At 74.9% G+C, this 26120-nt stretch carries 23 protein-coding genes, 1 pseudogene and 1 riboswitch; of the genes and pseudogenes, 14 read left to right on the top strand and 10 right to left on the bottom strand.

The genetic code is table 11. The features are described 5' to 3' along the window. Positions 1 to 93 precede the first annotated feature (93 nt). The 4 genes from uvrC to whiA all read left to right on the top strand — a co-directional run bounded on the left by uvrC (position 94) and on the right by whiA (position 5193). Positions 94 to 2262, top strand: coding sequence for an excinuclease ABC subunit UvrC (gene uvrC / locus H505_RS46890; RefSeq protein WP_084551275.1), 2169 nt, complete (start codon positions 94 to 96; stop codon positions 2260 to 2262). Beyond that, positions 2259 to 3137, top strand: a complete 879-nt coding sequence (rapZ, locus tag H505_RS0137725) for an RNase adapter RapZ (RefSeq protein WP_026406104.1) — start codon at positions 2259 to 2261, stop codon at positions 3135 to 3137. The genes uvrC and rapZ overlap by 4 nt, the downstream gene beginning before the upstream one ends. A gap of 54 nt (positions 3138 to 3191) precedes the next feature. After that, on the top strand, positions 3192 to 4151 hold the full coding sequence (locus H505_RS0137720; protein ID WP_026406103.1) for a gluconeogenesis factor YvcK family protein: 960 nt from the start codon (positions 3192 to 3194) through the stop codon (positions 4149 to 4151). Between the two features lie 61 nt (positions 4152 to 4212). Continuing rightward, positions 4213 to 5193, top strand: a complete 981-nt coding sequence (gene whiA / locus H505_RS0137715) for a DNA-binding protein WhiA (protein WP_026406102.1) — start codon at positions 4213 to 4215, stop codon at positions 5191 to 5193. A 54-nt stretch (positions 5194 to 5247) separates the two neighbouring features. Here whiA and H505_RS0137710 read toward each other — a convergent pair whose 3' ends face one another. The 4 genes from H505_RS0137710 to H505_RS0137695 form a co-directional block, all read right to left on the bottom strand. After that, on the bottom strand, positions 5248 to 6465 hold the full coding sequence (locus H505_RS0137710) for a hypothetical protein (protein WP_026406101.1): 1218 nt from the start codon (positions 6463 to 6465) through the stop codon (positions 5248 to 5250). Continuing rightward, the gene (locus tag H505_RS0137705; protein WP_026406100.1) at positions 6462 to 7733 is read right to left on the bottom strand and encodes a hypothetical protein; all 1272 of its coding nucleotides are present in this window, start codon (positions 7731 to 7733) and stop codon (positions 6462 to 6464) included. The genes H505_RS0137710 and H505_RS0137705 overlap by 4 nt, the downstream gene beginning before the upstream one ends. Beyond that, positions 7730 to 8428, bottom strand: a complete 699-nt coding sequence (locus H505_RS0137700; protein ID WP_026406099.1) for a hypothetical protein — start codon at positions 8426 to 8428, stop codon at positions 7730 to 7732. The genes H505_RS0137705 and H505_RS0137700 overlap by 4 nt, the downstream gene beginning before the upstream one ends. A 92-nt stretch (positions 8429 to 8520) precedes the next feature. Beyond that, entirely contained in the window at positions 8521 to 10374 is a 1854-nt protein-coding gene (locus tag H505_RS0137695) for a heparinase II/III domain-containing protein (RefSeq protein ID WP_026406098.1), read from the bottom strand. Positions 10375 to 10684: 310 nt separating this feature from the next. Here H505_RS0137695 and gap point away from each other — a divergent pair, with 310 nt between their 5' ends. The 5 genes from gap to H505_RS0137670 all read left to right on the top strand — a co-directional run bounded on the left by gap (position 10685) and on the right by H505_RS0137670 (position 14614). Then, complete coding sequence (gene gap / locus H505_RS0137690; protein ID WP_026406097.1) at positions 10685 to 11683, top strand: type I glyceraldehyde-3-phosphate dehydrogenase; 999 nt, start codon at positions 10685 to 10687, stop codon at positions 11681 to 11683. An 88-nt stretch (positions 11684 to 11771) separates the two neighbouring features. Beyond that, the gene (locus H505_RS0137685; protein WP_026406096.1) at positions 11772 to 12959 is read left to right on the top strand and encodes a phosphoglycerate kinase; all 1188 of its coding nucleotides are present in this window, start codon (positions 11772 to 11774) and stop codon (positions 12957 to 12959) included. A 4-nt stretch (positions 12960 to 12963) separates the two neighbouring features. After that, complete coding sequence (gene tpiA, locus H505_RS0137680) at positions 12964 to 13755, top strand: triose-phosphate isomerase (RefSeq protein ID WP_026406095.1); 792 nt, start codon at positions 12964 to 12966, stop codon at positions 13753 to 13755. Between the two features lie 163 nt (positions 13756 to 13918). Next, complete coding sequence (gene secG, locus H505_RS0137675; RefSeq protein ID WP_026406094.1) at positions 13919 to 14158, top strand: preprotein translocase subunit SecG; 240 nt, start codon at positions 13919 to 13921, stop codon at positions 14156 to 14158. An 81-nt stretch (positions 14159 to 14239) separates the two neighbouring features. Next, entirely contained in the window at positions 14240 to 14614 is a 375-nt protein-coding gene (locus H505_RS0137670; RefSeq protein ID WP_084551273.1) for an RNA polymerase-binding protein RbpA, read from the top strand. A 61-nt stretch (positions 14615 to 14675) separates the two neighbouring features. Here H505_RS0137670 and H505_RS46885 read toward each other — a convergent pair whose 3' ends face one another. Next, positions 14676 to 16364: a substrate-binding and VWA domain-containing protein gene (locus H505_RS46885; RefSeq protein WP_169528910.1), complete on the bottom strand. Its 1689-nt coding sequence runs from the start codon at positions 16362 to 16364 to the stop codon at positions 14676 to 14678. A 369-nt stretch (positions 16365 to 16733) separates the two neighbouring features. Here H505_RS46885 and H505_RS46880 point away from each other — a divergent pair, with 369 nt between their 5' ends. From H505_RS46880 to H505_RS0137650, 3 genes and pseudogenes are all read left to right on the top strand, one after another. Further along, positions 16734 to 17225, top strand: coding sequence for an Lrp/AsnC family transcriptional regulator (locus tag H505_RS46880; protein WP_051301605.1), 492 nt, complete (start codon positions 16734 to 16736; stop codon positions 17223 to 17225). Positions 17226 to 17335: 110 nt separating this feature from the next. Beyond that, positions 17336 to 18181, top strand: a pseudogene (locus H505_RS52875) (DMT family transporter); the annotation flags it as partial. A gap of 47 nt (positions 18182 to 18228) precedes the next feature. Next, a riboswitch (ZMP/ZTP riboswitch) is annotated at positions 18229 to 18315 on the top strand. 51 nt (positions 18316 to 18366) lie between these two features. Continuing rightward, positions 18367 to 19641, top strand: a complete 1275-nt coding sequence (locus H505_RS0137650) for a serine hydroxymethyltransferase (RefSeq protein WP_026406092.1) — start codon at positions 18367 to 18369, stop codon at positions 19639 to 19641. On the opposite strand, the gene H505_RS0137645 is transcribed toward H505_RS0137650, so the two are convergent. Continuing rightward, the gene (locus H505_RS0137645) at positions 19608 to 20435 is read right to left on the bottom strand and encodes a class I SAM-dependent methyltransferase (protein WP_026406091.1); all 828 of its coding nucleotides are present in this window, start codon (positions 20433 to 20435) and stop codon (positions 19608 to 19610) included. The genes H505_RS0137650 and H505_RS0137645 overlap by 34 nt on opposite strands. A gap of 115 nt (positions 20436 to 20550) precedes the next feature. On the opposite strand from H505_RS0137645, the gene H505_RS0137640 reads away from it, so the two are divergent. Both H505_RS0137640 and H505_RS46870 read left to right on the top strand, forming a co-directional pair. Next, positions 20551 to 21219, top strand: a complete 669-nt coding sequence (locus tag H505_RS0137640; protein WP_051301640.1) for a carboxymuconolactone decarboxylase family protein — start codon at positions 20551 to 20553, stop codon at positions 21217 to 21219. Beyond that, a complete protein-coding gene (locus H505_RS46870) occupies positions 21212 to 21805 on the top strand; it encodes a GNAT family N-acetyltransferase (RefSeq protein WP_034521825.1) in 594 nt (197 codons plus the stop codon). Before H505_RS0137640 ends, H505_RS46870 begins: the two co-directional genes overlap by 8 nt. Here H505_RS46870 and H505_RS0137630 read toward each other — a convergent pair. The 4 genes from H505_RS0137630 to H505_RS0137615 are packed head-to-tail and all read right to left on the bottom strand — an operon-like array spanning position 21777 to position 26069. Then, a complete protein-coding gene (locus H505_RS0137630) occupies positions 21777 to 23192 on the bottom strand; it encodes an MmgE/PrpD family protein (protein WP_026406089.1) in 1416 nt (471 codons plus the stop codon). The two genes, H505_RS46870 and H505_RS0137630, sit on opposite strands and share 29 nt — an antisense overlap. Next, positions 23189 to 24037, bottom strand: a complete 849-nt coding sequence (locus tag H505_RS0137625) for a cyclase family protein (RefSeq protein WP_026406088.1) — start codon at positions 24035 to 24037, stop codon at positions 23189 to 23191. Before H505_RS0137625 ends, H505_RS0137630 begins: the two co-directional genes overlap by 4 nt. Then, on the bottom strand, positions 24034 to 24885 hold the full coding sequence (locus H505_RS0137620) for an HpcH/HpaI aldolase/citrate lyase family protein (protein WP_026406087.1): 852 nt from the start codon (positions 24883 to 24885) through the stop codon (positions 24034 to 24036). Before H505_RS0137620 ends, H505_RS0137625 begins: the two co-directional genes overlap by 4 nt. Continuing rightward, on the bottom strand, positions 24882 to 26069 hold the full coding sequence (locus H505_RS0137615) for a CaiB/BaiF CoA transferase family protein (protein WP_026406086.1): 1188 nt from the start codon (positions 26067 to 26069) through the stop codon (positions 24882 to 24884). Before H505_RS0137615 ends, H505_RS0137620 begins: the two co-directional genes overlap by 4 nt. Positions 26070 to 26120 lie beyond the last annotated feature (51 nt).

Below are 26120 nucleotides of genomic sequence, written 5' to 3'. Positions count from 1 at the left end.
CACCGGCCCCGCGGTCCCGTCCATCGGGAAGGGCGGGCGCCGCCGGGGGCGGAGGCGCGCGGCGTGTCGGCACCGCCCACTAGCATTTCGAGCGTGGCAGATCCGGCGACCTACCGACCAGCACCCGGCTCCGTCCCGGAGTCCCCGGGCGTGTACCGGTTCCGCGACGAGCACGGCCGCGTCATCTACGTCGGCAAGGCCAAGAACCTGCGCTCGCGGCTGAACTCCTACTTCGCCGACTTCACGGCCCTGCACCCGCGCACCCAGACGATGGTGCGGACCGCGGCGCGGGTCGACTGGACGGTCGTCGGCACCGAGGTCGAGGCGCTGCAGCTCGAATACTCCTGGATCAAGGAGTTCGATCCGCGGTTCAACGTCCGCTACCGCGACGACAAGTCCTATCCCTATCTCGCGGTCACCCTCGGCGAGGACTTCCCGAGGGTGATGGTGATGCGGGGCGCCAAACGCAAGGGCGTGCGCTACTTCGGGCCGTACTCCCACGCCTGGGCGATCCGGGAGACGGTCGACCAGCTCCTGCGCGTGTTCCCCGTCCGGACGTGCAGCGCGGGCGTGTTCAAGCGGCAGCACCAGCTCGGCCGGCCGTGCCTGCTCGGCGACATCGGCAAGTGCTCCGCGCCGTGCGTCGGCCGCGTCTCGCCCGACGGGCACCGGGCCCTCGCCGAGGACTTCTGCGCCTTCATGGCGGGCGAGACGGGCCGCTTCATCAAGAGCATCGAGACGGCGATGCGCGCGGCCGCCGCCGAGCAGGAGTACGAGCGCGCCGCGCGGCTCCGCGACGACATGCGCGCCCTCGAGCGGGCGCTGGAGAAGCAGGCGGTGGTGCTGCCCGACAGCACCGACTGCGACATGATCGCCTTCGCCGAGGACGAGCTGGTCGCGGCCGTCCAGGTGTTCTACGTGCGCGGCGGCCGCATCCGGGGGCAGCGGGGCTGGGTCGTCGACAAGGTCGAGGAGGTCACGACCGCCGACCTCGTCGAGCACTTCCTCATCCAGATCTACGGGGAGAGCGAGGCGGTGCCGCGCGAGGTGCTCGTCCCGGAGCTGCCGCCCGAGCCCGACCCGATGGCCGAGCTGCTGGCCGAGCGCCGCGGCGGGCCCGTCCGGCTGCGGGTGCCGCGGCGGGGCGACAAGAAGGCGCTGCTGGAGACGGTCGAGCGCAACGCGCACGAGGCGCTCAAGCAGCACAAGACGCGCCGCGCCGGCGACCTGACGACCCGCAGCGTGGCGCTGCGCGAGCTGCAGGAGGCGCTGGAGCTGGACGACGCGCCGCTGCGGATCGAGTGCTACGACGTGTCGAACCTGCAGGGCACGAACGTCGTGGCGTCCATGGTCGTGTTCGAGGACGGGCTGGCCCGCAAGAGCGAGTACCGGCGGTTCACGATCAAGGCGGTGGAGGGGCAGGACGACGTCCGCTCGGTGCACGAGGTGATCACCCGCCGGTTCCGCCGCTACCTGGCCGAGAGCGAGCGGACCGGCGAGCTGGACTCGCTCGGCGACCCGGAGGCCGAGACCGGGGGGACGCCGGACGGCGGGACGCCGATCGACCCGGAGACCGGGAAGCCGCGCAAGTTCGCCTACCCGCCGAACCTGGTGGTGGTGGACGGCGGCCCGCCGCAGGTCGCGGCGGCGCAGCGGGCCCTGGACGAGCTCGGCATCGAGGACATCCCGGTCTGCGGCATCGCCAAGCGGCTGGAGGAGATCTGGCTGCCCGGGGAGGACGACCCGGTGATCCTCGCCCGCAACAGCGAGGGCATGTTCCTCGTCCAGCGGCTCCGCGACGAGGCGCACCGGTTCGCCATCACGTTCCACCGGCAGCGGCGTTCCAAGGCCATGACGTTCAGCGAACTCGATAATGTTCCCGGTCTGGGCCCGGCGCGGCGCTCGGCGCTGCTGAAGCACTTCGGCTCGGTGAAGCGGCTGAAGGAGGCGACGCCGGAGCAGGTCGCCGAGGTCCCGGGCATCGGGCTGCGCAGCGCCGAGACCATCGTCGCCGCGCTGCACGGCACGACCGGCCACGGAGCACCGGGCCACGGAGCACCGGGCCCGGAGACGACGGAGCAGGGCACGACGGAGCAGGGCACGACGGAGCAGGGCACGACGGAGCAGGGCGCGACGGAGCACGGCACGGCCTCGGGCACGGGCCCGGGGAGCACGACGGGGAAGGAACCGGGCGACGGGCCCGCGGACACGGACGCGGGCGGGCCCGCGGCCGACGGGGAGCACAGGGGGAGACGGGCGTGACCAGCGAGACCAAGATTCCGGACATCGTCATCGTCACCGGGATGTCCGGGGCGGGCCGCAGCACCGCGGCCAAGTCGCTGGAGGACCTCGACTGGTTCGTGGTCGACAACCTCCCGCCGGGGCTGCTGGCCACCATGGCCGACCTCGGCGGGCGGGTGAAGGACGCGGTGCCGCGCATCGCGGTCGTGGTGGACGTGCGCAGCCGCGCCTTCACCGAGGACCTGCACTCCTCGATCGCCGAGCTCGAGGCGCGGGGCGTCCACCCGCGGGTGGTGTTCCTGGAGGCGAGCGACGCCGACCTGGTGCGGCGGTTCGAGAGCGTGCGGCGGCCCCACCCGCTGCAGGGCGACGGGCGGCTGGTCGACGGCATCGCGCGGGAGCGGGAGCTGGTCCGCGAGGTGCGCGCCGAGGCCGACCTGGTGATCGACACCAGCGGGCTGAACGTGCACGAGCTCCGCGCGAAGATCATCGGCTACTTCGGCACGGACACGGGGGAGTCGCGGCTGCGGGCCACCGTGGTGTCGTTCGGGTACAAGTACGGCCTGCCGGTGGACGCCGACCTGGTCGTCGACTGCCGGTTCCTGCCGAACCCGCACTGGGTGCCCGAGCTGCGGCCGAAGACGGGGCGGGACGGCGCCGTCCGCGACTACGTGCTGGGGCAGCGCGGCGCGAAGGAGTTCCTGGAGGCGTACACCGACGTCCTGCGGCTGCTCGCCGACGGGTACGAGCGCGAGGGCAAGCACTACGTGACGCTCGCCGTGGGATGTACCGGCGGCAAACACCGTAGTGTGGCCATGGCGGAACAGATCGCCGCCCGGCTGCGGGACGAGGGCCTCGACGTGCAGGTCGCCCATCGTGATCTCGGCCGTGAGTGAGACCCGGGCCGCGGTGACCCGGTGCGGGTCCCGGACGAGGAGAGAAACGGCACGGTGAAGCCCCTCGGGCCGAAGGTCGTCGCGCTCGGCGGCGGCCACGGACTGTACGCCTCGCTGTCGGCGCTGCGCCGCGTCACCGACCGGTTGACCGCCGTGGTCACGGTCGCCGACGACGGCGGTTCCAGCGGACGGCTCCGCCGCGAACTGGGCGTGCTGCCGCCCGGCGATCTCCGGATGGCGCTCGCGGCGCTGTGCGGCGACGACGAGTGGGGGCAGACCTGGCGGGACGTCGTGCAGCACCGCTTCCGGAGCGAGGGCGACCTGCGCGGCCACGCCGTCGGGAACCTGCTGATCGTCGCGCTGTGGGAGCTGCTCGCCGAGAACCCCGACTCGACCGTCGCCGGGCTCGACTGGGTGGGGCGGCTGCTGGGCGCGCACGGGCGGGTGCTGCCGATGGCGGCCGTCCCGATGGACATCGTCGCCGAGGTGCGCGGCGCCGACCCGTCCCGCCCGGACGAGGTCGGCCGGGTGCGGGGTCAGGTGGCGTGCGCCAGCACCCCGGGCGCCGTCCTCGGCGTGTCCCTGGTGCCGGCCGACCCGCCCGCCTGCCCGGAGACGATCGCGGCGGTCGAGGACGCCGACTGGATCGTGTTCGGCCCCGGCTCGTGGTTCACCAGCGTGCTCCCGCACCTGAAGGTGCCCGCGCTCGCCCGCGCCCTGACCTCGTCCAAGGCCCGCCGCGTCGTCGCGCTGAACCTGGCTCCGCAGCCCGGCGAGACCGACGACTTCTCCCCCCAGCGCCACCTCGAGGTGCTCCAGGCGCACGCCCCCGACCTGACGGTGGACGTGGTCCTGGCCGACGACGGCGTGGTGGACGACCCGGACGCGCTCGACAAAGCCGTCCGGGAGCTCGGCGGGCGCCTCGTGCTCGCCGGGGTCGCCGCCGACGACGGCTCCCCGCGTCATGAACCCGCCCGCCTGGCCCAAGCCTTCGTACAGATATTCAGCGAGTGACGACCGGCGCGGCCGTTTTCGGCCACACTGCTGGAAGTCCGATAGGGGGAGGGGTCAACAGATGGCGATGACCGGTGTGGTCAAGGACGAGCTGAGCAGGCTCACGGTACTGAAGCCGTGCTGCCGCAAGGCGGAGGTCTCGACGCTGCTGCGTTTCGCGGGGGGTCTGCACCTGGTCAGCGGCCGCATCGTGATCGAGGCAGAGATCGACACGAACGTCGCCGCGCGGCGGCTCATCAAGGACATCTCGGAGGTGTTCGGGCACACCTCGGAGGTGGTGGTGCTCGCGCCGAGCGGGCTGCGCAAGGGCAACCGGTACGTGGTCCGGGTGTTCCGGGACGGCGAGTCCCTGGCGCGGCAGACGGGGCTGATCGACAACAACGGCCGCCCGGTGCGGGGGCTGCCGCGGCACGTGGTCGCGGGGGCGGCCTGCGACGCCGAGTCGGCCTGGCGGGGCGCGTTCCTGGCGCACGGGTCGCTGACCGAGCCGGGCCGGTCGATGTCGCTGGAGGTGACGTGCCCGGGCCCGGAGGCGGCGCTCGCGCTGGTCGGCGCCGCCCGCCGGCTCAAGATCCACGCGAAGGCCCGCGAGGTCCGCGGGGTGGACCGCGTCGTCGTCCGCGACGGCGACGCGATCAGCGCCCTGCTGACCCGGCTCGGCGCGCACGGCGCCGTGCTGCAGTGGGAGGAGCGGCGGATGCGCCGGGAGGTGCGCGCCACCGCGAACCGGCTCGCCAACTTCGACGACGCGAACCTGCGCCGCTCGGCGCGCGCGGCGGTCGCGGCGGGCGCCCGGGTGGCGCGCGCGCTGGAGATCCTCGGCGACGACGCGCCCGAGCACCTGGTGAACGCCGGGCGGCTCCGGCTGGAGCACAAGCAGGCGTCGCTGGAGGAGCTGGGCCAGCTCGCCGACCCGCCGCTGACCAAGGACGCCATCGCCGGCCGTATAAGGCGTCTGCTCGCCATGGCCGACAAGCGCGCCGGCGACCAGGGCATCCCCGGTACCGAGGCGAACCTCACCGCCGAGATGCTCGCCCCCTGACGCGGCCCGGCGGCGCGCCGTCCGGCGCCCGCCGGACGGCCGCGGCGCGGCCCGTCAGCGGGCGTGGTCGCCGCGCAGGATCCGTTCGATCAGGTCGTCGCGGAGCTGGCCGTACCCGGTCGCGGCCCACACGCTCCCCTCCGGGTCCGCCTCGAAGTACGGGACGGGACGGTCGCCGCGCTCGTCCAGCAGGTACTTCGGGGCGGTGCGGTTCTTCGCGGCGCGGGCGCACTCCCGGCAGGCCCGCACGTGCAGGCTGCGGCGGGTGCCCGGCGGCCGCCAGGTGAGCCGCTCGGCGACGTCGCCGTGCAGCGGGTTGAAGAAGCACAGCGGCTCGGCCGGGATCTCCGGGCCGCCGGAGGCCAGGGACGCCGCCGAGGCGAGCGCGTCCCGCCCCTGGTCGACCAGCACCAGCACGCCCGCGAGGTCGGGGACGCCGCGGGCGGCGTCGAGCACCTTCCCGGCGGCGGAGTAGGCGTCCAGCGCGCGGGCCAGCGGCCCGCGGACCGCGGGGTCGCCGCCCGGCAGGTCGGTGCGGTCCAGCGCCTCGCCGAACGCGATGACCTCGGCGGACGCCTGGGCGCGCAGCTCGTCGAGGGTGGCGCGGTCCGCCGTGGCGAACACCGTCCGCGGCAGCAGCAGCGCGTCGGCCCGGGACGTCCGCGCCTGTGCGGCCGCCGCCATCCGCCGCTGCCGCCACAGCAGCAGCCCGCCGACGGCCGCCGCCGCGACCGCCGCGCCGCCCAGCGCGGGGCCGAGGAACCCGCCGTCGCCGTCCCCCGCGCCGCCGGACCGCTCGCGGGACCGTGCGTCCAGCGCTTTCGCCTGCTTCTGGTACTCCTCGTTGCCCTTGCGGGTGCGGAGCAGTTCCAGCGTCCGGTCCAGCCGGTCGGCGAGCGACGCCTTCTTGAACTTCGGGTCCAGGGTGACCGCGAGGGCCGCGCGGCGCACCTCGCGGCTCTCGTCGCTGCCCGGATCGTCCGGCACGAGCCGGGAGGCCAGGGCGTCGGAGTAGTCGCCGAGCGTGACGAAGGCGCCGGAGCCGCCCAGCCGGGACTGGACCACGGCGGCGAGCTGCTCGGGCTCCTGCCAGGTGCCGCCCGCGATGATCGGCACGAGGACGACGTACGTCGGGCGGGGCTGCCGGCGCAGCTCCGCCAGGACCCGCCGCTTGCGCTCCGCGGGCAGCGCCGACTCCAGCGACGGGTCGACGTACAGCGGGGACCGGCGCAGCGCGGCGGCGATCTCCTCGCCGGGGGAGGGGGCGGTCATGACTCGACTCCGAGATGGGTGAGGACCTCCGCGGCCAGCGGGGCGCGCGCGCCGTACTCGGCGGCGACCCACGGGCCGGTCAGGTCGTGGTGGGGGACCCTCCCGCCGGGGCGCGGGATCCGCAGGGTCAGCGACGCGATCCGGGAATGCTGCGCGTCGGCGCACGGCGCGCAGACGCGCCGCCGCTCGTTCCGGCCGGCGGCGCGGATCCGCTTCCGCCGCTCGGCCGGGCCGTGCAGCGGGTTGACGAAGCAGGGCGGGGCCGCCCGGTCCCCGGCGAGCGCCGCCGCCCCGTCCCGGGCGAGCACGATCACCACGACCAGGTCGTGGGCGCGGTCCGAGTCCGAACCGATGTCGTCGAACAGGATCTGCGCGGCGTCGAACGCCTCCGTCGCGCGCCGCTCGTTCGCTGCGCCGTCGCCCTGGGCGCCGACGAGCGCCGTGCGCAGCGCGGCCAGCTCGCTCTCGGCCTGCCGCCGCAGCCACCGCAGGCTGGGCGCGGACGGCGCCTGCGGCCGCTTGCGGTCCGTGCGGTCCCTGCGCCGCCACCGGCGGACCAGCCGCACGGCGGCGTAGAGGGCGCCGCCGGCGGCCGGGCCGATGAGCAGCAGCCCGAGGAAGAACGGCCCGGCGGGTTCGGGCTCGACGTCGCGGAGCGGCCTGTGCTCCGCGCCGAACGGGTCCAGCGTCCCGTAGAGGCCGCGGTTCTGCGGGGTCTCGGTGGCGGGCAGCGCCCGCACCTCCCGGATCCGGTCGATGATCCGCCCGCCGAGCCCGGCGAGGCGGTCGTCCTCGGGCGGCCTCTCGTCCTCGTAGTCCATCGCCGTGAGCCGGCGGCGGACATCGAAAGCCGTCACGTCCAGCCAGCCGCGCGCGTCGGCCACGACGTACAGGCCGCCCGTCCCGGTGCGCTGCTGCAGCAGGCGGGCGAGCAGGGGGCCCTGCCCCTGCGACTCCGACTCCGCCGGGTTGGGCACCACGACCACCCGGACCGGGACGCCCAGCTCGGCGGCGGCGTCCCGCACCTCCGCCCGGACGCGGGCGAGGTCCGCGCCGGGCAGCGCCGTCGGCAGGTCGGGGTCGACGAAGACGGGGTCGCGCGCGAGGGCGGCGGCGATCCGGTCCACGCGGGCGTAGCCGTGGTCGGGGAGCCGGGGCAGCGGATCGTCCGGGCCGGCGGCGGCGGGCGGCGCGAGCAGCGGCACGGCGAGGACGGCGGCGGCGAGCGCCGCGAGCAGCGACGCGGCGCGCCGGAGGTGCCTTCTCATTTCGCGCCCCGCTTCTTCCGCGTGCGCCCCCGCCGGACGCCGACTCCGGTGAGCAGCCCGATCGTGGCGAGGGCGCCCAGCGCGGTGCCGCCGAGCACGGCGGCGCGCTCGGCCGCGGCCGCCGCGGCCTCCTGCCGCTCCCGCCGGTCGAGCTGGATGCGCACCCTCGACTTCGGCTGCTGGTCGACCGGAAGGCGCTCGTCGGCGGTGCCGTCCAGGATCACCTGGACGAACGTGTCCACCAGCTTGACCACGCCGGCGTCGGAGGGCAGCCGGGACCGGGCGGACATCAGGGCGTCCTTGGCGGGCACCGAGCGCCCGCCGCCGAACATCCGGGCCGCTCCGCTGCGGTGGTTCAGCACGAGGTAGAGGCCGGGGCGGTTCAGGCGGTCGTACAGCAGCGCGGCGAACTTCTCCTGGTCCACATAGGACTCCAGCGACGCCGGGAAAACGACGACGTAATAGGGCACGTCGAGCCGGTCGAGGGCCCGCGCGACGCGGGGGCCGGTATCCGGCGGGACGGCACGGAGCATGTGGTCCGTGACGTACACGGGGTTCTCGCGCAGTGCGCGGGCCATCCGGTCGGCCCGCAGCCCGTCGGCGGACGCGCCCGGGGCCGGGGCGGCGAGGACCGCGGCCGGCGTCGCGAAGGCGAGCAGCACCGCGGCCATCAGCACGTACGCGATCCGCAGCATGGCATGAGATCTTAGGGGTCAGCCTAATAAAAGGCATTTGGGGTGCTAAATAACCCCACGATGGGCGGGTGCGGGCCGCCCGCGGGTTCCGGTCACCGCTCGCGGCGGAGGGTGCCGTCGGCGGCCGCGGTGAACACGAGCGGCCGCCCGTCAAGCAGCGCCTCCACCCGCACCCCGCCGTCCGGCAGCGGCGCCGCCCGGACCTCCGGCGGGGCCCCGCCCCGGACCGGGGCGATCAGCGTCAGGATCCGGGCCCGCTCGCCGCGGGCCCGGAACTCGACGACGGGCGCGGCGACCCGCTTCCCCGGGCCAGGGAAGACCCACCCCTGCGGCGGCGACGCCCGGCCCCGCACCGCCTCGGCCGCGCCCGGAGCCGCCGAGCCCGGCAGCGGGATCCGGACGAAGTGGACGCGGACGCCGTCCGCCTCGGCGACCGCGCCCGTTCCCTCGGCCGCCGCGGTGAACGCCGCCGGGAGGTGCCAGGACTGCGTGATGGCGCGGGGCGCCGCCGAGCGGGCCTCGTCGAGCACCGCGAGCGCGTCCGGACCGGACGCCGCCAGCACCGAGCGGGTCCGGGTCGTCCCGGCGAACGCCCTGTCGGAGAACGAGAACGTGTCGGCGCCGTCCGCGAACCGGTGCCGCGTCAGCTCGGTCCCGGCGGCGTGGTCGAACGCCGCCCCTTCGACGACGAACGTGTTGTGCGCGCGCGGAGAGTGCAGCCACTCGCGCCACGCCCGGTCGTTGTACCCGACGTGCCCGCTCGGCACGAGGACGTCCCGCCCGAGGGCGAAGAACGTCAGCGCCATGTGGTCGTTGTGGCCGTGCGCGTACCGGCCGGGCCCGAACCGCGCCGTGTACGCCATCTCGTCCTCGTAAGCCCGCTCGCCGTTCCCCCAGCCGGAGCGGCCCATCACGTACCCCGCCTCGTACACGCGCGCCCGCGCGTCCGGCGGTGCGCCCTTCTTCCCCCGCGCGGCGACGTAGGCGAGCGGCCCGCCGCCCGCCGTCCCGATGTCCTCGGCCCTCCCGGCCTGCGACTCGCCGATCTGCACGAGGTCCCCGGCCGGGGTCGTCTGGAACGCGATGAACTCGTCCATCAGCGCGTGCCTGCGCTCCAGTTCGGGCGGGACGGCCCGGCCGCACGCGCGCATCACCGTCATCGCCTTCCGCCACCGCGACCGGTTGTAGACGGTGTAGTGCGTCGACTGCTCGTTGTTCGCGCCCTGCGCGTCGATCGCGGGCCGGACCCCGTCCGGCGGGTCGAACACCGAGTCCAGCAGCCGCCCCGCGGCGAGGTCCGCCAGGTCGCGGCGGCCGATCGCGCAGGCGGCCGCCAGCAGGGTCATCGACTCGTCGGTGCCGTGGTTCCAGGGGCCGGAGTAGTGCTCGGGGTCGGCCAGCCAGGACGCGTGCCGGGCGATGGCCGCGTCGAGCCACGGCGCCGCCCGGTGCCCGCGCAGGCACACCAGCGTGGCGAGGCGGAACTTGGTCCCCTCGGCGATCGCCTCGCGCCGGTCCGCCCCGAACCGCTCCGGATCGCGGTTGTCGGCCAGCCAGTCCCGGACGATCCCCGCCGCGAGGTCGAGGGCGGCGGCGTCGCCCGTCCGCTCGTGCGCCTCGATCGTCCCGCCGAGCCATTCGAGGGAGTGGAACCACAGCAGCCACGTCCGGTCGCCGTACGGGTCCAGGCTCCAGTCGACGTCCGTCCCGGACGCGACCCGCACGGGCTCCCTGCCGACCGTCCGGAACCGCCCGGCCGCGGTCTCCGCGAGCGGATTCAGCCGGTCGAGCCCGTTGTAGCCGAGGCACACGCCCCGCACCCCGGCGGCGACGGCCTCCGCCGGAGGCACGGCGCTCTCCGGCGCGGCGTCGCGGCATCCGGACGCCGCCACCAGCAGCAGGACCGTCGCGGCGATGGCCGCGGCGCACGGGTAGCGGATCATCATGAGGCAGGGAAAACGGAAGACCCGGTAGGGATGACCAGCGCCGATGTCGGGACGGTGAACGCTCCGTAGGCCCGGCGGAACGGCGGGCGAACTCGCGGCCGGGGCGGGCCGCCGGGGGGCGGCGGTGCCGGTCGGGCCTCCCTCGCGCGGGGGAGGGCGGGTCACCCGGCGTTTCCCACGTGACCGGTGTCAAGCTACCGGCGGGTCATTGGATAGGGTCGGAGGCGGGGAGATCCCCGGAGATCCCTGCACCGACCGTAACCGTCCTGGACGACGCGCCGGGCGATTGACGTACGAGGAGAGCCGTTCCGTGACCATCCAAGTAGGCATCAACGGGTTCGGCCGGATCGGCCGCAACTTCTTCCGCGCCGTGAAGGCGAGCGGGGCCGACATCGAGATCGTGGCGGTCAACGACCTGACCGACAACGCCACGCTCGCCCACCTGCTGAAGTACGACAGCATCCTCGGCCGCTTCCCCGAGGACGTGCACGCCACGGCCGACGAGATCGTCGTCGGCGGCAAGACGATCAAGGCGTTCGCCGAGCGCGACCCCGCCAACATCAAGTGGGGCGACGTCGACGTCGTCGTCGAGTCGACCGGGTTCTTCACCGACGCCACCAAGGCCAAGGTGCACGCCGACAACGGCGCGAAGAAGGTCATCATCTCGGCGCCCGCCAAGAACGAGGACCTGACCGTCGTGCTCGGCGTCAACGAGGACAAGTACGACCCGGCGGCCCACACCGTCATCTCGAACGCGTCCTGCACCACCAACTGCCTGGCCCCGCTGGCGAAGGTCCTGCACGACAACTTCGTCATCGAGAAGGGCCTGATGACGACGATCCACGCCTACACGCAGGACCAGAACCTCCAGGACGCGCCGCACAAGGACATGCGCCGCGCCCGCGCCGCCGCGCTGAACGTCGTCCCGACGTCCACCGGCGCCGCCAAGGCGATCGGCCTCGTCCTGCCGGAGCTGCAGGGCAAGCTCGACGGCTACGCGCTGCGCGTCCCGGTGCCGACCGGCTCCGCCACCGACCTCACCGCGAAGGTCTCCCGCGACGTCACCGTCGACGAGGTCAACGCCGCGTTCAAGGCCGCCGCCGAGGGCCCGCTCAAGGGCTACCTGACCTACACCGAGGACCCGATCGTCTCGGCCGACATCGTCACCGACCCGGCGTCCTGCATCTTCGACGCCGGCCTGACGAAGATCATCGGCGACCAGGTCAAGGTCGTCGGCTGGTACGACAACGAGTGGGGCTACTCCAACCGCCTCGTCGACCTCGTCAAGCTCGTCGGCGCGCAGCTCTGACGCGCAGTTCCGAGCCCGTCTTTCCCGCCGTGGCCGCGCGACGCGCGCGGCCACGGCGGGGCCGTATCCGGAAGGACACCGCATCCCGATGCGCACCATTGACGATCTCGACGTCGCCGGTCGGCGCGTGCTCGTCCGCGCGGACCTGAACGTCCCGCTCGAAGACGGGACGATCACCGACGACGGCCGGATCCGGGCGGCGCTGCCGACGATCTCGCGGCTGCGGTCCCGCGGCGCCCGCGTCGTCGTCTGCGCCCACCTCGGCCGTCCGAAGGGCGAGGTCAGGCCCGAGTTCTCGCTGGGCCCCGTCGCGACCCGGCTCGGCGAGCTGCTCGGCACCCGGGTCGTGTTCGCCGACGACGTCGTCGGCCCGTCCGCCCGCGCCGCCGCCGGCGGCCTCGGCGACGGCGACGTCGCGCTGCTGGAGAACCTGCGCTTCGAGCCCGGCGAGACCAGCAAGGACGACGCCGAGCGCGGCGCGTTCGCCGACGAGCTCGCCGCCCTCGCCGACTGCTACGTCGGCGACGGGTTCGGCGCCGTGCACCGCCGGCACGCCAGCGTCTTCGACGTGCCCGCGCGGCTCCCGCACGCGGCCGGCGAGCTGATCGACGCCGAGGTCTCCGTGCTGCGCCGGCTCACCGCCGACGTCGCCCGCCCGTACGCGGTCGTCCTCGGCGGCTCCAAGGTCTCCGACAAGCTCGGCGTGATCGACAACCTGCTCGGCAAGGCCGACCGCATCCTCATCGGCGGCGGCATGGTGTTCACCTTCCTCAAGGCGCAGGGCCACGAGGTGGGCCGGAGCCTCCTCGAGGAGGACCAGCTCGACACCGTCCGCGAGTACCTGCGGCGCGCCGAGGCGAACGGCGTCGAGTTCGTCCTGCCGGTGGACGTCGTCGCCGCGACCGCGTTCGCCGCGGACGCCGACCACGCCGTCGTCCCGGCCGACGCGATCCCCGCCGACCGGCTCGGCCTCGACATCGGCCCCGAGTCCGGCAAGCTGTTCGCGTCCCGGCTGGAAGGCGCCGGGACCGTCTTCTGGAACGGCCCCATGGGCGTGTTCGAGATGGAACCCTACGCGCACGGCACCCGCGCCGTCGCCCAGGGCCTCCTCGACTCGGGCGCGTTCACCGTGGTCGGCGGCGGCGACTCCGCCGCGGCCGTCCGGCGGCTCGGCTTCGACGAGAACGCCTTCTCCCACATCTCGACCGGCGGCGGCGCGAGCCTCGAGTACCTCGAGGGCAAGACGCTCCCCGGCCTGCAGGCACTGGAGGACTGACCCGATGGCAGCCGCACCTTCCCGCAAGCCGCTCATGGCGGGCAACTGGAAGATGAACAACAACCACCTCGAGGCGATCGCGCTCGTCCAGAAGATGGCGTTCGCGCTCAAGGAGGCCGACTACGACGCCGTGGACGTGGCGGTCGTCCCGCCGTTCACCGCCATCCGGTCGGTGCAGACCCTCGTCGACGCCGACAAGCTCGGGATCGCCTACGGCGCGCAGGACGTGTCGCAGCACGCGTCCGGCGCCTACACCGGGGAGATCGCCGCGTCGATGCTCGCCAAGCTCGGCTGCACCTACGCGGTCGTCGGGCACTCCGAGCGGCGGCAGTACCACAACGAGGACGACGCGGTCGTCAACGCCAAGGCGAAGGCGGCGCTCGCCGCGGAGCTCACGCCGATCCTGTGCGTGGGGGAGGGCCTGGACGTCCGGAAGGCCGGCGAGCACGTCGCGCACGTCCTCGCGCAGGTCGACGGCGGCCTGGAGAAGATCCCCGCCGAGCAGGCCGAGAAGGTCGTCATCGCCTACGAGCCGGTCTGGGCGATCGGCACCGGCGAGGTCGCCACCCCGCAGGACGCGCAGGAGGTCTGCGCCGCGATCCGCACGCGGCTCGCCGAGCTGTACGACGGGGATCTCGCCGACCGGGTGCGTATCCTGTACGGCGGCTCGGTGAAGGGGAGCAACGTCGCCAAGCTCATGCAGGAGGCCGACGTGGACGGCGCCCTGGTGGGAGGTGCCAGCCTTGACCCCGGTGAATTCGTCAAGATCTGCCGGTACCGGGACCTTCCGGCCTGATCAAAAGTGATCAATTCCTCGTGACATGGGGGTTCTTGCCGAACCAGCGGGTAGTTCGTCGTACCCTTTCAGGCGGACGGGTAAACCGCCCGGCTCGACCCTCGACCTTGAACCACAGACACGTCCCGCTCATGCGGGTCCGGCCAGAGAAGGCGCTTGAACCGTGATCATCGCAACGTCCGCCGTGCTCATCCTCTCGAGCCTCCTGATGGTCGTCCTCGTCCTGATGCACAAGGGCAAGGGCGGCGGCCTGTCCGACATGTTCGGCGGCGGCGTCTCGTCGTCGCTCGGCGGGTCGTCGGTGGTCGAGCGCAACCTGGACCGGCTGACCGTCGGCACCGGGGTGATCTGGTTCGCCTCGATCATCGTGCTGGCGCTGCTGTTCAAGGGCGACGCGGGCTGAGCCGCCTGATCCACCGTACGAGCGCCGTGCCGTCCTCCCGAGGTCACGGGCGGCCGCGGCAGAGTGAACGAGGAGTAGTCCGTGGGTAGTGGCAACGCGATTCGGGGCAGCCGCGTCGGGGCCGGTCCGATGGGTGAGGCGGAGCGCGGCGACGCCGCGCCCCGCGTCTGGGTGACCTTCTACTGCGCGAACCGGCACGAGACCCGCCCCAGCTTCGCGACCGACGTCGCGGTGCCCGAGACGTGGGACTGCCCGCGCTGCGGGTTCCCCGCCGGGCAGGACGCGGACAACCCGCCGGCTCCGCCGAAGACCGAGCCGTACAAGACGCACCTCGCCTACGTGAAGGAGCGCCGCAGCGACGAGGACGGCGAGGCCATCCTCGAGGAGGCGCTCGCGAAGCTGCGGGAGAAGCGCGCCGCGGTCAAGCAGCACATGGAGGCCGCGGCCCGCGGCTGACGCGGTTCCGCGCCGCGGCCCGGCACCCGGACGGGTGCCGGCCCGCGGCGCGTCCGGACGTTCAGCAGTCGGGGGCGCACAGCCTGCGGGCCGTCGCCTCCCCGAAGATCCGCAGGATGTCCGAGGGCCGGTCCGCCGTGTAGACGCTGCCGCGCGTGGCGTCCGCGAGCCGCTTCAGCTCGCCCGTGTCGACCTCCGGCCCGAACCCGATCACGATGATCTGCACCGGCCGCCGCGGGTCGCTCCCGTCCCGCAGCCGGGCGATGGCCTCGTCCAGCGACGGCCCGTCGGGGTCGTCGTTGCGGCCGTCGGTGAACACCAGCACGGTGTTGATCATCTCGGGCTTGTGGGTGCGGCGCATGAACGCCACGGCCGCGAGCAGCGTGTCGTACAGGCCCGTGTCGCCGTCCGGCTTCGGCCGCAGCGACGTGAGCGTGCCCAGCACCCGCTGCCGCCGCGTCGCCGACCCGATCCGCTCCCCGAGCGGGCCGATCGGCACGGTCTCGCGCCAGTCCCGCCGCCCGTCCATCCGCGTCGAGAAGACCCACTGGCCCAGCTCCGTGCCGTCCGGCTGGAGCGCCAGCCCCTGCTGGGACGCCTGCGCGATCGCCTGCAGCCGCGTCAGGTCCGTGCCCGGCACCTTCGCCGCCATCGACCCCGACACGTCGATCACCGACAGCATCCGCGACCCCAGCGCGAGCCGCGCCCATCCCTGCGCGACCTCCCGCACTTCCTCGGACGTCGGCGCGGCCAGCTCCGCGGGCCGCTGCGCCCGCACGCCCGCGGCGCTCCGGAAGTCCGGCGGCGGCGCGCCTCCCGTGTCGCGGAAGCCCAGCGCACGCAGCGCGTCCCGCGCCCCCGGGGTGCGCAGCGCCCCCTCGAACAGCCGCGCCGCCTCGTCCCGCTCCGGATCGACGAGCACGAACGGGTAGTCGAGCGACAGCGTGCCCTCCCGCGGGTACACCGCCTCCGCGGGCGCCTTCGGCCCCGTGCGGTTGTACGCCCAGACGCTCTGCTCCGGCACGAGGAGCACGGGCAGCATGCTCTCCCCGCCTCCTGCGAGGTACTTGAATGCTCCGGCCGCGTCCTGCGCCATGTTCTCCTGCGCCGCCCGCGCGAACGCGGCGAACGACGCCTGCGCCGCGTGCAGCCGCGCGTGCACGAGCAGCAGCGCGGTCAGCCCGGCGCCCGTCCGGGCCGGGTCCGCCACGGTCAGCCGGATCGACCGCGCGTCCCCCGCTCCGGGCATCGACGCCCGGAGCAGCCCGTCCCACGTCGGCGCGGCGACGTCGTCGGCCCGCCGCCGCGGCACCGCCGCCACCAGCGGCGACCGCGCGACCGGACCCCCGACCGTCTCCGGCGGGTCGTCGAGCGTCCGCAGCCACAGCGACGAGTCCGGCACCCACACGTCCGGCCGGCGGACCCCCGCGTCCGGCGGGATCCGGCCCGACAGCAGCGCCGCCACCCCCGCCGGGCCGGCGGCGCGCACCGCCACGCGCACGCACCTGCCGCCGACCCGGCGCTCCCGCCGGTTGAAGTCGTCGCCGGCCCGCGCCACCGCCGGAACCAGTTCCGGCGCCACCGCCACGTCCAGCGCGACCGGGCTCCCGCCGCACCCGCCGCTCTCCGACACGGCGTACACGGACGTCCCCGCCACCACCGCGAGGGCCGCCCCCGCGATCACCAGCGCCCGCCGCACCCGCCGGGCACGGCCGCCATGCGGGCCCCCCGCACGATGAGCTCCGCTCACGTTCACCCTCGATCCCCGGGCGGCCGCGCCGCCGCCTCTGCCTCGGCCGGACATTCTGGGGACACCCGCCGCCCGCCGCATCGGCGAAATCACCGGTCTCGCGCTCGTCCGGCCTCCCGAACCGGACACCGAACGCACAACGGCGCGAACCTCCGCTCGCCCCGGCATCGGCCGCGAGCACGATGTGCCCATCGACACACCACAACCGCAAGAGCGGACTCGCCGAGCCCCTCCGCCCGCTGCCGGCCCCAGGGCTTGCGGTCGTTGGGGTGGGTGGGCGGGGGCCGAATATTCTTCGGGGGCAACGGCTCTCGGGCGTGGATGCGCGTGCGAGGGTTCGGCATCGGACCAGGGAACGAGGGATGCGACATGGACGCGGTCGACCAGGCGATCCTGCGGCGCCTGCAGCGGGACGGACGGCAGACGAACCGGGAGCTCGCCGAGGCGGTGGGGGTCGCGCCGTCGACGGCGCTCGAGCGGACGCGGGCGCTGCGCTCGCGGGGCGTCATCACCGGGGTCCACGCGGCGGCCGACCTGGAGCGGCTCGGCCGGGGCGTGCAGGCGCTCATCTCGATCCGGATCCGGCCGCAGTCGCGGGAGGCGATCGAGTCCGCGCGGGACGGGATGGCGGCGATGCCCGAGGCGGTCGGGGTGTTCGTCGTGACCGGGAACGAGGACCTGCTCGTCCACGTGGCGGTGCCCAGCACCGCGTACCTGCGCGACTTCGTGCTCGACCGGCTGGCGCGGCGCAAGGAGTTCGTGGACGTGCGCACCACCGTGGTCTACGACTACGTCCAGCCCGTCGAGCAGTCCGAACTTCCGGCGGCGGACGAGCGTGCACGCCGAACGTCGTACGCGTGACGGCGACCGGGTGGGGATCTCGCCGAATAGGTAGCGGACGGTGATGGCACAACCGAATGAATGACCGGTCGCTGTGCGGTATCGCCGTATGACCTTCTAGCTTCGTCCGCATGTACCGGTGGAATGGCATGTCGGGGACGTTGCCGGTGCTGGCCGCGGGCGTCCTGTGGGGGACGGTCGGGCCGGCGCAGGTGCTCGCGGCGGCGGACGCGAGCCCCGTGGCGGTCGGGGGCGCGCGGATCCTGTTCGGCGGGGCGATCCTGGCCCTGTTCACCCTCGTGGCCGATCGCGGTGCGTTCGCGGTCCGGCGGGACGCGTGGCGGCCGGTGCTCGCGGCCGCGGCGGCCACCGGGACCTTCCAGGCGGCGTTCTTCAGCGCGGTGGACCGGACCGGCGCGGCCGTCGCGACGGCCGTGGTGTTCGGGCTGGTGCCGGTGTCGACGGGGGTGTGCGAGCGGCTGGTGCTCGGTGCCCGCCCGGGGCGCGGCTGGTGGGCCGGGACGGCGTGCGCGGTCGGCGGTGTCGCCCTGCTGGCGCTGCCGCAGGGCGCGGTGCGCGTCGACCCGGCGGGCGTCGCGCTGAGCCTGGCGGCGGGGTGCTGCTTCGGCGTCTACACGGTCGCGGCCAAGCGGATGGCCGGGAGCGGCGCGGGCACGGCGGCGGCCGTGTCGGTGACGCTGCTGGCCGGCGGGGCGGTCCTGGCGCCCTGGACGATCGCGGCCCTGCCGGCGCTCGCGGAGCCGCGCGCGGCGGCGCTGGTCGGCTGGCTGGGCGTCGCGGCGACGGCGGTGGCCTACATGTGCTTCGTCACCGGGCTGGGACGGGTCGGCGCCGCGACCGCGGGGACCCTGAGCCTCGTGGAGCCGCTGGTCGCGGTCGTCCTCGCCGTGCTCGTGCTGGGCGAGTCCATGTCCGGCCCGGTGGCCGCCGGGACGGCGCTGCTGCTCGGCGGGCTCGCCGTCGTGTCGGTGCCCGCGCCGCGCCGGCGGGCCGGTCGGTATGATGACGTCCACGCGACTGGCGCAGTCAAGGTGGAGACGACCACCGGGGAGCGACCGTAGTCCGCGCACCGCGCGCCTGGGTGTTCGGGCCCCCTTCACCGGGGCGCCCTGCCGCCCCGGCCGACAGCGCGGAGAGCGACATGCACGAACCCGCCGTACCCCATCTGCGCGGCAGCGACCCCGACATCGCCCGGCTCGTCGAGGACGAGGCGCGCCGCCAGTTCGAGAAGATCCGGCTGATCGCGTCCGAGAACTACGTCTCGCCCGCGGTGCTCGAGGCTACCGGGTCCGTCCTGACGAACAAGTACTCCGAGGGCTATGCGGGCCGCCGCTACTACGAGGGCCAGCAGAACATCGACCCGCTGGAGGAACTGGCGGTCGACCGGGCGAAGTCGCTGTTCGGCGTCGAGCACGCGAACGTCCAGCCGTACTCCGGGTCGCCCGCGAACCTCGCCGTGTACATGGCGTTCCTGCGGCCGGGCGACACGGTGATGGGCCTGTCGCTGCCGATGGGCGGCCACCTGACGCACGGCTGGTCGGTGTCGGCGACCGGCGCCTGGTTCCGGCCCGTCCGGTACGAGGTGCGGGCCGACACCGGGCGGATCGACATGGACCAGGTGCGCGACCTCGCCCTGAAGGAGCGGCCGAAGCTGATCTGGTGCGGCGGGACGGCCGTGCCCCGGACGATCGACTTCCCGGCGTTCGCGGAGATCGCCCGGGAGGCCGGCGCGGTGCTGGCGGCGGACGTCGCGCACATCGCGGGGCTGATCGCGGGCGGCGCGCACCCCTCGCCGGTCGGGCACGCCGACGTCGTCACCACGACCACGCACAAGACGCTGCGGGGCCCGCGGGGCGCGATGGTCATGTCGACGGCCGAGCACGCGAAGGCGATCGACAAGGCCGTCTTCCCGGGGCTCCAGGGCGGCCCGCACAACCACACGACGGCGGCGATCGCGGTCGCGCTGCGGGAGGCCGCGCAGCCCGGCTTCGCCGGCTACGCCCGGCAGATCGTCGCGAACGCGAAGGCGCTCGCCGCCGCGCTGGTCGAGCGCGGGTACGACCTGGTGTCCGGCGGCACCGACAACCACCTGATCCTGATCGACCTGACGAACAAGGGCGTCGCGGGCAAGCCCGCGGCGAAGGCCCTCGACCGGGCGGGCATCGAACTGAACCACAACGCCGTCCCGTTCGACCCGCGCAAGCCGTTCGACCCGTCGGGGCTGCGCCTCGGCACCGCCGCGATCACCACGCGCGGCCTCACCGAGGAGCGGATGCCGCAGGTCGCGGCGTGGCTCGACGAGGTCGTGCAGGCCGTGGCGAAGGACGACGCGGACGCGGTCGTCGAGCGGGTCGCGGCCGAGATCCGCGAGCTGCTCGCCGGCTACCCGATGCCCGGCTGGGCGCCCGCGGGCTGACCGGCCCGCAGGATCGTGATCATGCGCCAGGCTTCGGGGTCGGTGAGGGCGACCGCGTCCGCGCCGTCCCCGAAGTCGCCGTACCGCGCGACGGCCGTGAGGCCGCCCGCGAGGCGGATCGCGGCGTCGAGCTCCCCGGCCGTCCAGAACCGGTAGGGGACGACGTCGCGGACGGTGCGGGCGCCGCCCGGCTCCTCGATCGCCACCGTGACGCGGTCGTCGGCGATCTGGGTGACGGGGTCGAGCCGGTCGCCGGGCTCGCCCCACCGGACGGACGCGCGCACGCCGTCGCGCTCGACCGTCCACGCGGTGCCGACGCTCGGGTCGTCGTCGCCCAGCCGGTCCCGGGGGTGCGACATCTCGACGATGTACAGGCCGCCGGGCGCCAGGTGGGCGGCGACGCGGCGCAGGTGCGCGACGAACGCGTCGAGCGTCATCAGGTGCGACGTCGAGTCGAGCATGGTGACGACGAGGTCGAACCGGCGGCCCAGGTCGAACGCGGTCATGTCGGCGCGGACGACGTCGAGGCCGACGCCGTCCCGCGCGGCCGACTTCGCCGCGTACCCGCACATCGCGGCGTTCAGGTCGAGCGCGGTCGCGGCGAGGCCGCGCCGGGCGAACCCGCGGGCGTGCTCGGCGGGCCCGGCGGCGAGCTCCAGGACGGTCCGGACGGGCGGGGCCCCCGGCGCGCGGTGCCGGGCGCACCACGCGAGCAGGACGTCGACCTCCGCGGCGACGTCGCGGAACGAGCACGCCAGCTCGTAGGCCCAGGGGTCGTCGTAGATGCCGGTCACCCGTCCATCCTGCCAGCGCGGGCCCCTGCCGTGATCGACAGGTCGGCACCGCGTCACGGTTCCATATTGCGGACGGGTCTTGAGCGGCCCGCGCCGACCGCCTACCGTGCGGTACGTGATCGACCCCGTGAGCGGTGAGCACGTCGCCGACCGCCAGCGCCGCGAGCCGTCCGCGTCGCGGCTGCCCCTGCTGCCGCCCGGCGCGCTCGCCGACGAGCAGCGGGCCGTGTACGAGGCGGTGACGGGCGGGCCGCGCTCCGGCCGGTCGCCCGCGTTCCGCTTGACCGACGAGGACGGGCGGCTGCTCGGCCCGTTCAACGCGATGCTGTACAGCCCGTCGGTCGGCCTCCCCCTGCAGGACCTCGGCGCCGCGCTGCGGTTCCGCACCGCGTTCACCAAGCGGGAGCGGGAGATCGCGACGCTGGTCGTCGCGGCGCACCTGCGCTCGGACTTCGAGTGGTACGCGCACGAGCGGATCGGGCTGCGCGCGGGCCTGGACCAGGAGGAGATCGACGCCCTGCGCGAGGGGCGCGCGCCGATGCTCGGCGACGTCCGGGAGCGGGTGGTGTACGAGGCGGTGCGGCAGCTCGCCGCCGAGCAGGACGTGTCGGACGCGGTGTACGCCGAGGCGGTCGCGACGCTCGGCCGCTCCGCGGTGGTCGAGCTGGTCACGCTCGTCGGGTACTACACGGCGCTGGCGATGCAGCTGCGCGTGTTCCGGGTCGGGGTGCCGGAGGGGGAGCCCGCGCCGGAGTGGCCGCAGGACGGGGACGGGCATGCGTGAACTGCTGCGCACCGAGCGGCTGGCGCTGCGACCGGTCAGCATGCGCGACCACCGGCCGCTGCTGGCGCACTGGACGCGGCCGCCGGTCCGCCGCCACCTGTTCGGCGACGCGGCGGTGTCGGCCGTGCAGGTCACCGAGATCATCGCGGCGAGCCGGCGGGACTTCGCCGCGCTCGGCTACGGGCTGTGGACGCTGCGCCCCGCGCGGCCGGCGGACGAGCCGCTGATCGGCGTCGCGGGGCTGACCGGCCGGGACGGGCCGGGCGCCGGCGTCGAGATCGTCTACAGCCTGGAGCCGGAGCGGTGGGGCGAGGGCCTGGCCGCCGAGGCGTCCCGCGCGGTGCTCGACTACGCGTTCGGCGTGGTGGGGCTGCGGCGCGTCGCCGCCGAGATCGACCCGGACAGCGCGGTGTCGGTGCGGGTCGCGGAGCGGCTCGGGATGCGCCCGGTGCCCGACGGCCCGGCCGGGCCGGACGGCGCGTCGTTCTACGCGGCCGACCGGTCCGGCTGGACCGCCGCGCGGATCCCGGCGGACGGCGTGGACGCCGTCCGCCCGGTCACGCCAGCAGCGACGTCAGCGGGGTGAGGTCGTCCAGGCGGGCGAGCCCGTAGACGAGCTCGGTGATCCGCCCGGCGCGCTCGGCCGGGACGGCCCGGGACGCGTTCAGCCGGAACTTCGTCGCCAGCTCGTCGGCCGACAGCGGGTTGCCGGGGCCGCCGCGGTTGGCGTCGACGCGCTCCTCCAGGACGGCGCCGCCGCGGGTGCGGACGCGCAGCACCGCGGGGAACTGGTGCGGGAAGATCTCGTCGCAGCGCGGGTCGGGGACGCACCGCACCTTCGCCGCCAGGGCGAGCCGCGCCGGGTCGGCGGCGGCCTCGTCGGTGAAGTCCTCGTGGAAGACGCCGAGCCCGCCGCCGCCGAGCAGCGCCGCCGCGACCGTGTACGGGCCGGAGAACGCCGCGTGGTACCCGGACTTCGGACGGATCTTGTCCTCGTGGGGTTCGCCGATCGTGCGGAGCACCGGCGCGGGGGCGCCCAGCTCGATCTCGTCGACGTCGGACGGGTCGAGCCCCCGCGCGCGCAGCGCCAGCGCGGCGTCGACGCCCGCGTGGGTGAAGTGGTTGCACGGGTACGGCTTGAAGAAGATCCCCGGCAGTTCCCAGTGCTCCCCGAGCCGGTCGGTGAGCGCGTCGAGGTCGACCCGGTCGCCGCAGAACGCCTGCAGCAGCCCGAACCGCCCCTCCAGGACGGTCGGCGGGCCGGTGAGGCCGGCGCGGGCGAGCCCGGCGGCGGTCACGGCGGCGTGCGCCGCCCAGCCGCAGTGCACCCGCTTGACGGTGCCGCCGGTGCGGTTGGCCTCCAGGATCCCCGACCCCATGCTGGCGGCGATGCCCATCGCGTCGGCGATCCCGTCGGCGTCCAGGCCGGACAGCATCGCGGCGGACGCGGCGGCGCCGACGGCCCCGCAGATGGCCGTGGCGTGCTGGCCGCGCTCGAAGAACACCGAGTTGCCGAGCTCCCGGTCGTACCCGGCCATGCCGATCCGGACGGTGATCTCGACGCCGACGGCGACCGCGTCGAGCAGCCGCGCGCCGGACGCGCCGTGCGCCTCGGCGGCGGCGAGCGCGGCGGGCACGACGGACGCCGACGGGTGCAGCACCGACGGCAGGTGGGTGTCGTCGAAGTCGAGGGAGTGCGCGAGGGTGCCGTTGAGCAGCGCGGCGCTCGGCTCGGGCAGCCGGGCGGCGGTGCCGATCCCGGTGGCGCGGCCCGCGCCGCCCCACTCGGCGACGAGCTGCCCGACGGCGCGGGCCGGGGGCTCCCCGGTGGCGGCGAGGCTGTTGCCGAGGGCGTCCAGCACCCGGCGGGCGGCGTCGTCGCGCAGTTCGGCGGGCAGGCCCTCGGCCCGCACGCGGTCGGCGAGGGCGGCGAGCCGCTGGACGGGCGTCGCCGCGGTCCGCGTCGTGGTCACGCCGACCCCTCCCCGCGCGGCGCCGTCCCCGCGGAGACCGCGGCGAGCGGCCGCACCGGGGAGCCGGTGCCGCCCTTGATCCGCAGCGGGGCCAGCACGAACACGAACTCGTGCCGTCCCTCGGCGGCCAGGGCCTCCAGGTTCAGGTGCTCCATGATGAAGATGCCCGACTCGACGAGCAGGACCCGGTGGACGGGCAGGACGGCGTGGCCCGCGCCCGCCGCGATCTGCTCGTAGGCGGTGGTGTCGGCGCCGGTCGCGACGATCCGGCGGTCGGCGAGCCAGCGGGCCGCCTCGGGCGTCGCGCCGGGCACGCCGGTCTCCTTGCCCAGGTAGGCGGTGGTGTCGCCGAAGTTGCGCGCCCAACCGGTGCGGATCAGCGCGACGTCGCCCGCGCCGGGCTCGGCGCCCGCCCGCTTCGCGGCCAGGTCGAGGTCCTCGGCGGTCACGCCGTAGCCGGGCGGCAGGACGTCCACGCCGTGCACGGCGGCGACGTCCAGCAGCACGCCGCGGCGCAGCAGGCCGGGCAGGTTCTCGGCGCCGTGGCTGGTGAAGGCGCCGCCGCGCTGCGCCTCCGCCGCGTCGATCCCGCCGTGCAGCTCGCCGTCGTGGCTGACGTGCGACAGCGCGTCGATGTGGGTGCCGACGTGCCCGCCGGTCACGATGATCTCGTTGGCGGCGGAGCCGCCGTCGGGGCGCATCATGTCGCCGTGCCGCCGGATCAGCGTCATCCGGAAGCCGGGGTGGTTCGGCGAGCACGGCATGCCGGTGAAGAACGGCTGGCCCAGCTCGATCAGCCGGACGCCGCCGGCGACCGCGGCGAGCAGCGGGTCGGGGGAGCTCATGGACGTGTTCCTTCCTTGGGGGCTGTTCCGGCGGCGGCTTTCGCGGCCTCGAGAATGGCGAAGGCGCGTTCCACGACGGCCTTGTCGACGAACCGGCCGTCCGCGTCGAGCCACGCGGCGTCCGCGTCCGGCGCGTCGCCGCGCTCGGCGAGGCGGCCGGTCAGGTCGCGCGCCCAGGCGACGTCCGCCGGGTCGGGCGCGCACGCCTCGTGCACGACGGGGATCTGCGCGGGGTGGATCACCGACCGGCCGAAGAATCCGGCGCGCTGCCCGGCGCGGGTGTCGGCGGCCAGGCCGTCCAGGTCGCGGACGGCCGTCCAGACGCTCTGCGGCGGGCTCGGCAGCCCGGCGGCGCGGGCCGCCACGACGATCCGGGAGCGCGGCCACGCGAGCGCGTCCCCGCCCGCCCGCAGGTCGGCCGACAGGTCGGCCTCGCCGAGCGAGATGCCCGCGACCAGCGGGTGCGCGGTGGCGAGCGCGAACGCCCGCTCGACGCCGAGGGCCGACTCGACGACGGGCAGGACGGGCGCCCCGAGGGCGTCGGCGACGCGGCGCAGCCCGTCCGGGTCCTCGCACTTGGGGATGCGGACGCCCGCGAGCGCGCCGGGCGACGCGGCGAGGGCCCGGACGTCCGCGTCGCCGTCGGCGGTCCCGGGCGCGTTGATCCGGACGTACGCCGGGCGGCCCTCGGCGAGGACGCCGACGACGGTGCGGCGCGCGTCCGCCTTCGCGGCGGGCGCCACGGCGTCCTCGAGGTCGAGGATCACCGTGTCGGCGGCGGAGCCGAGGGCCTTGGCGACGCGGTCGGGCCGGTCGCCGGGCACGTACAGCCACGTGCGGGGCGTCACCTGACGACGCCCTTCGCGCGCAGCTCGTCCAGCTCCGCCTCGCCGACCCCGTAGCGGCCGAGGATCTCGGCGGTGTGCGCGCCGAGCGGCGGGCCCGCCGACTCGATGCGGCCGGGCGTCCGCGACAGCCGGAACAGCACGTTCTGCATCTTCACCGGGCCGAGCTCGTCGTCGGGGACGGTCGCGATGGTGCCGAGCGCGTCGAACTGCGGGTCGGTCATCACGTCGGCGGCGGTGTAGATCGGCGCGACGGCGGCCTCGGCCTCCTCGAACGCCCGGACGACCTCGTCGCGGTCGCGTTCGGCGATCCACGAGCCGACGGCCTCGTCCAGCTCGTCCGCGTGCTTCGCGCGCTCGGCGCCGGACGCGAACCACGGCTGGTCGATGAACTCGGGGCGTCCGACGAGGCGCATCACCCGCTCGGCGATCGACTGGGCGCTGGTGGAGATCGCGACCCAGCCGCCGTCGCGGGTGCGGTAGGTGTTGCGCGGCGCGTTGTTGTGCGACCGGTTGCCGGTGCGGGCCTGCAGCTCGCCGAGCTGGTCGTAGGTGATGATCTGCGGACCGAGCAGGGTGAGGATCGGCTCGATGATCGCCAGGTCGACGACCTGGCCCTCGCCGGTGGCCTCGCGCGCCCGAAGCGCCGTCATCACCGCATACGCTGTGGTCAGGGCGGCGATTCCGTCGGCGAGGCCGAACGGCGGCAGCGTCGGCGGCCCGTCCGGCTCACCGGTGATCGCGGCGAACCCGCTCATCGCCTCGGCGAGCGTCCCGAACCCGGGCCGCCGCGCGTACGGGCCGGTCTGCCCGAATCCCGTGACGCGGGCCAGCACGAGCCCGGGGTTGATCTTCTTCAGCTCGTCGTAGCCCAGGCCCCACCGCTCCAGCGTCCCGGGCCGGAAGTTCTCGATCACCACGTCGGCGTCGGCGGCGAGCCGGCGGAACAGCTCCTGCCCCTCGGGGGACCCGAGGTAGAGCGTGACCGCCTTCTTGTTGCGGCCGAGCATCTTCCACCACAGCCCGACGCCGTCGCGCTGCGCGCCGTGGCTGCGCACGGGGTCGCCCTTCGGGTGCTCGATCTTGACGACCTCGGCCCCGAAGTCGGCGAGCAGCGTCGCCGCGAGCGGCCCGGCGAAGAGCGTGGCCGCGTCGAGCACGCGGACTCCGGACAGGGCGTCGGTCATGGGCTACCGCCTTCGGTCGGATTGTTTCCGGTGTGTTTCGCTTAGAGGAAC

The organism is Actinomadura rifamycini DSM 43936 (assembly GCF_000425065.1).
Classification (GTDB): Bacteria; Actinomycetota; Actinomycetes; order Streptosporangiales; family Streptosporangiaceae; genus Spirillospora; species Spirillospora rifamycini.
This window is presented reverse-complemented; position numbering and strand designations above follow the sequence as displayed.

Coding starts and splice junctions, on each gene's coding strand:
- whiA (WP_026406102.1), top strand. CDS start 4,213: ATGGCGATGACCGGTGTGGTCAAGGACGAGCTGAGCAGGCTCACGGTA.
- H505_RS0137710 (WP_026406101.1), bottom strand. CDS start 6,465: ATGACCGCCCCCTCCCCCGGCGAGGAGATCGCCGCCGCGCTGCGCCGG.
- H505_RS0137705 (WP_026406100.1), bottom strand. CDS start 7,733: ATGAGAAGGCACCTCCGGCGCGCCGCGTCGCTGCTCGCGGCGCTCGCC.
- H505_RS0137700 (WP_026406099.1), bottom strand. CDS start 8,428: ATGCTGCGGATCGCGTACGTGCTGATGGCCGCGGTGCTGCTCGCCTTC.
- H505_RS0137695 (WP_026406098.1), bottom strand. CDS start 10,374: ATGATGATCCGCTACCCGTGCGCCGCGGCCATCGCCGCGACGGTCCTG.
- H505_RS0137685 (WP_026406096.1), top strand. CDS start 11,772: ATGCGCACCATTGACGATCTCGACGTCGCCGGTCGGCGCGTGCTCGTC.
- tpiA (WP_026406095.1), top strand. CDS start 12,964: ATGGCAGCCGCACCTTCCCGCAAGCCGCTCATGGCGGGCAACTGGAAG.
- H505_RS46880 (WP_051301605.1), top strand. CDS start 16,734: ATGGACGCGGTCGACCAGGCGATCCTGCGGCGCCTGCAGCGGGACGGA.
- H505_RS0137650 (WP_026406092.1), top strand. CDS start 18,367: ATGCACGAACCCGCCGTACCCCATCTGCGCGGCAGCGACCCCGACATC.
- H505_RS46870 (WP_034521825.1), top strand. CDS start 21,212: ATGCGTGAACTGCTGCGCACCGAGCGGCTGGCGCTGCGACCGGTCAGC.
- H505_RS0137625 (WP_026406088.1), bottom strand. CDS start 24,037: ATGAGCTCCCCCGACCCGCTGCTCGCCGCGGTCGCCGGCGGCGTCCGG.
- H505_RS0137615 (WP_026406086.1), bottom strand. CDS start 26,069: ATGACCGACGCCCTGTCCGGAGTCCGCGTGCTCGACGCGGCCACGCTC.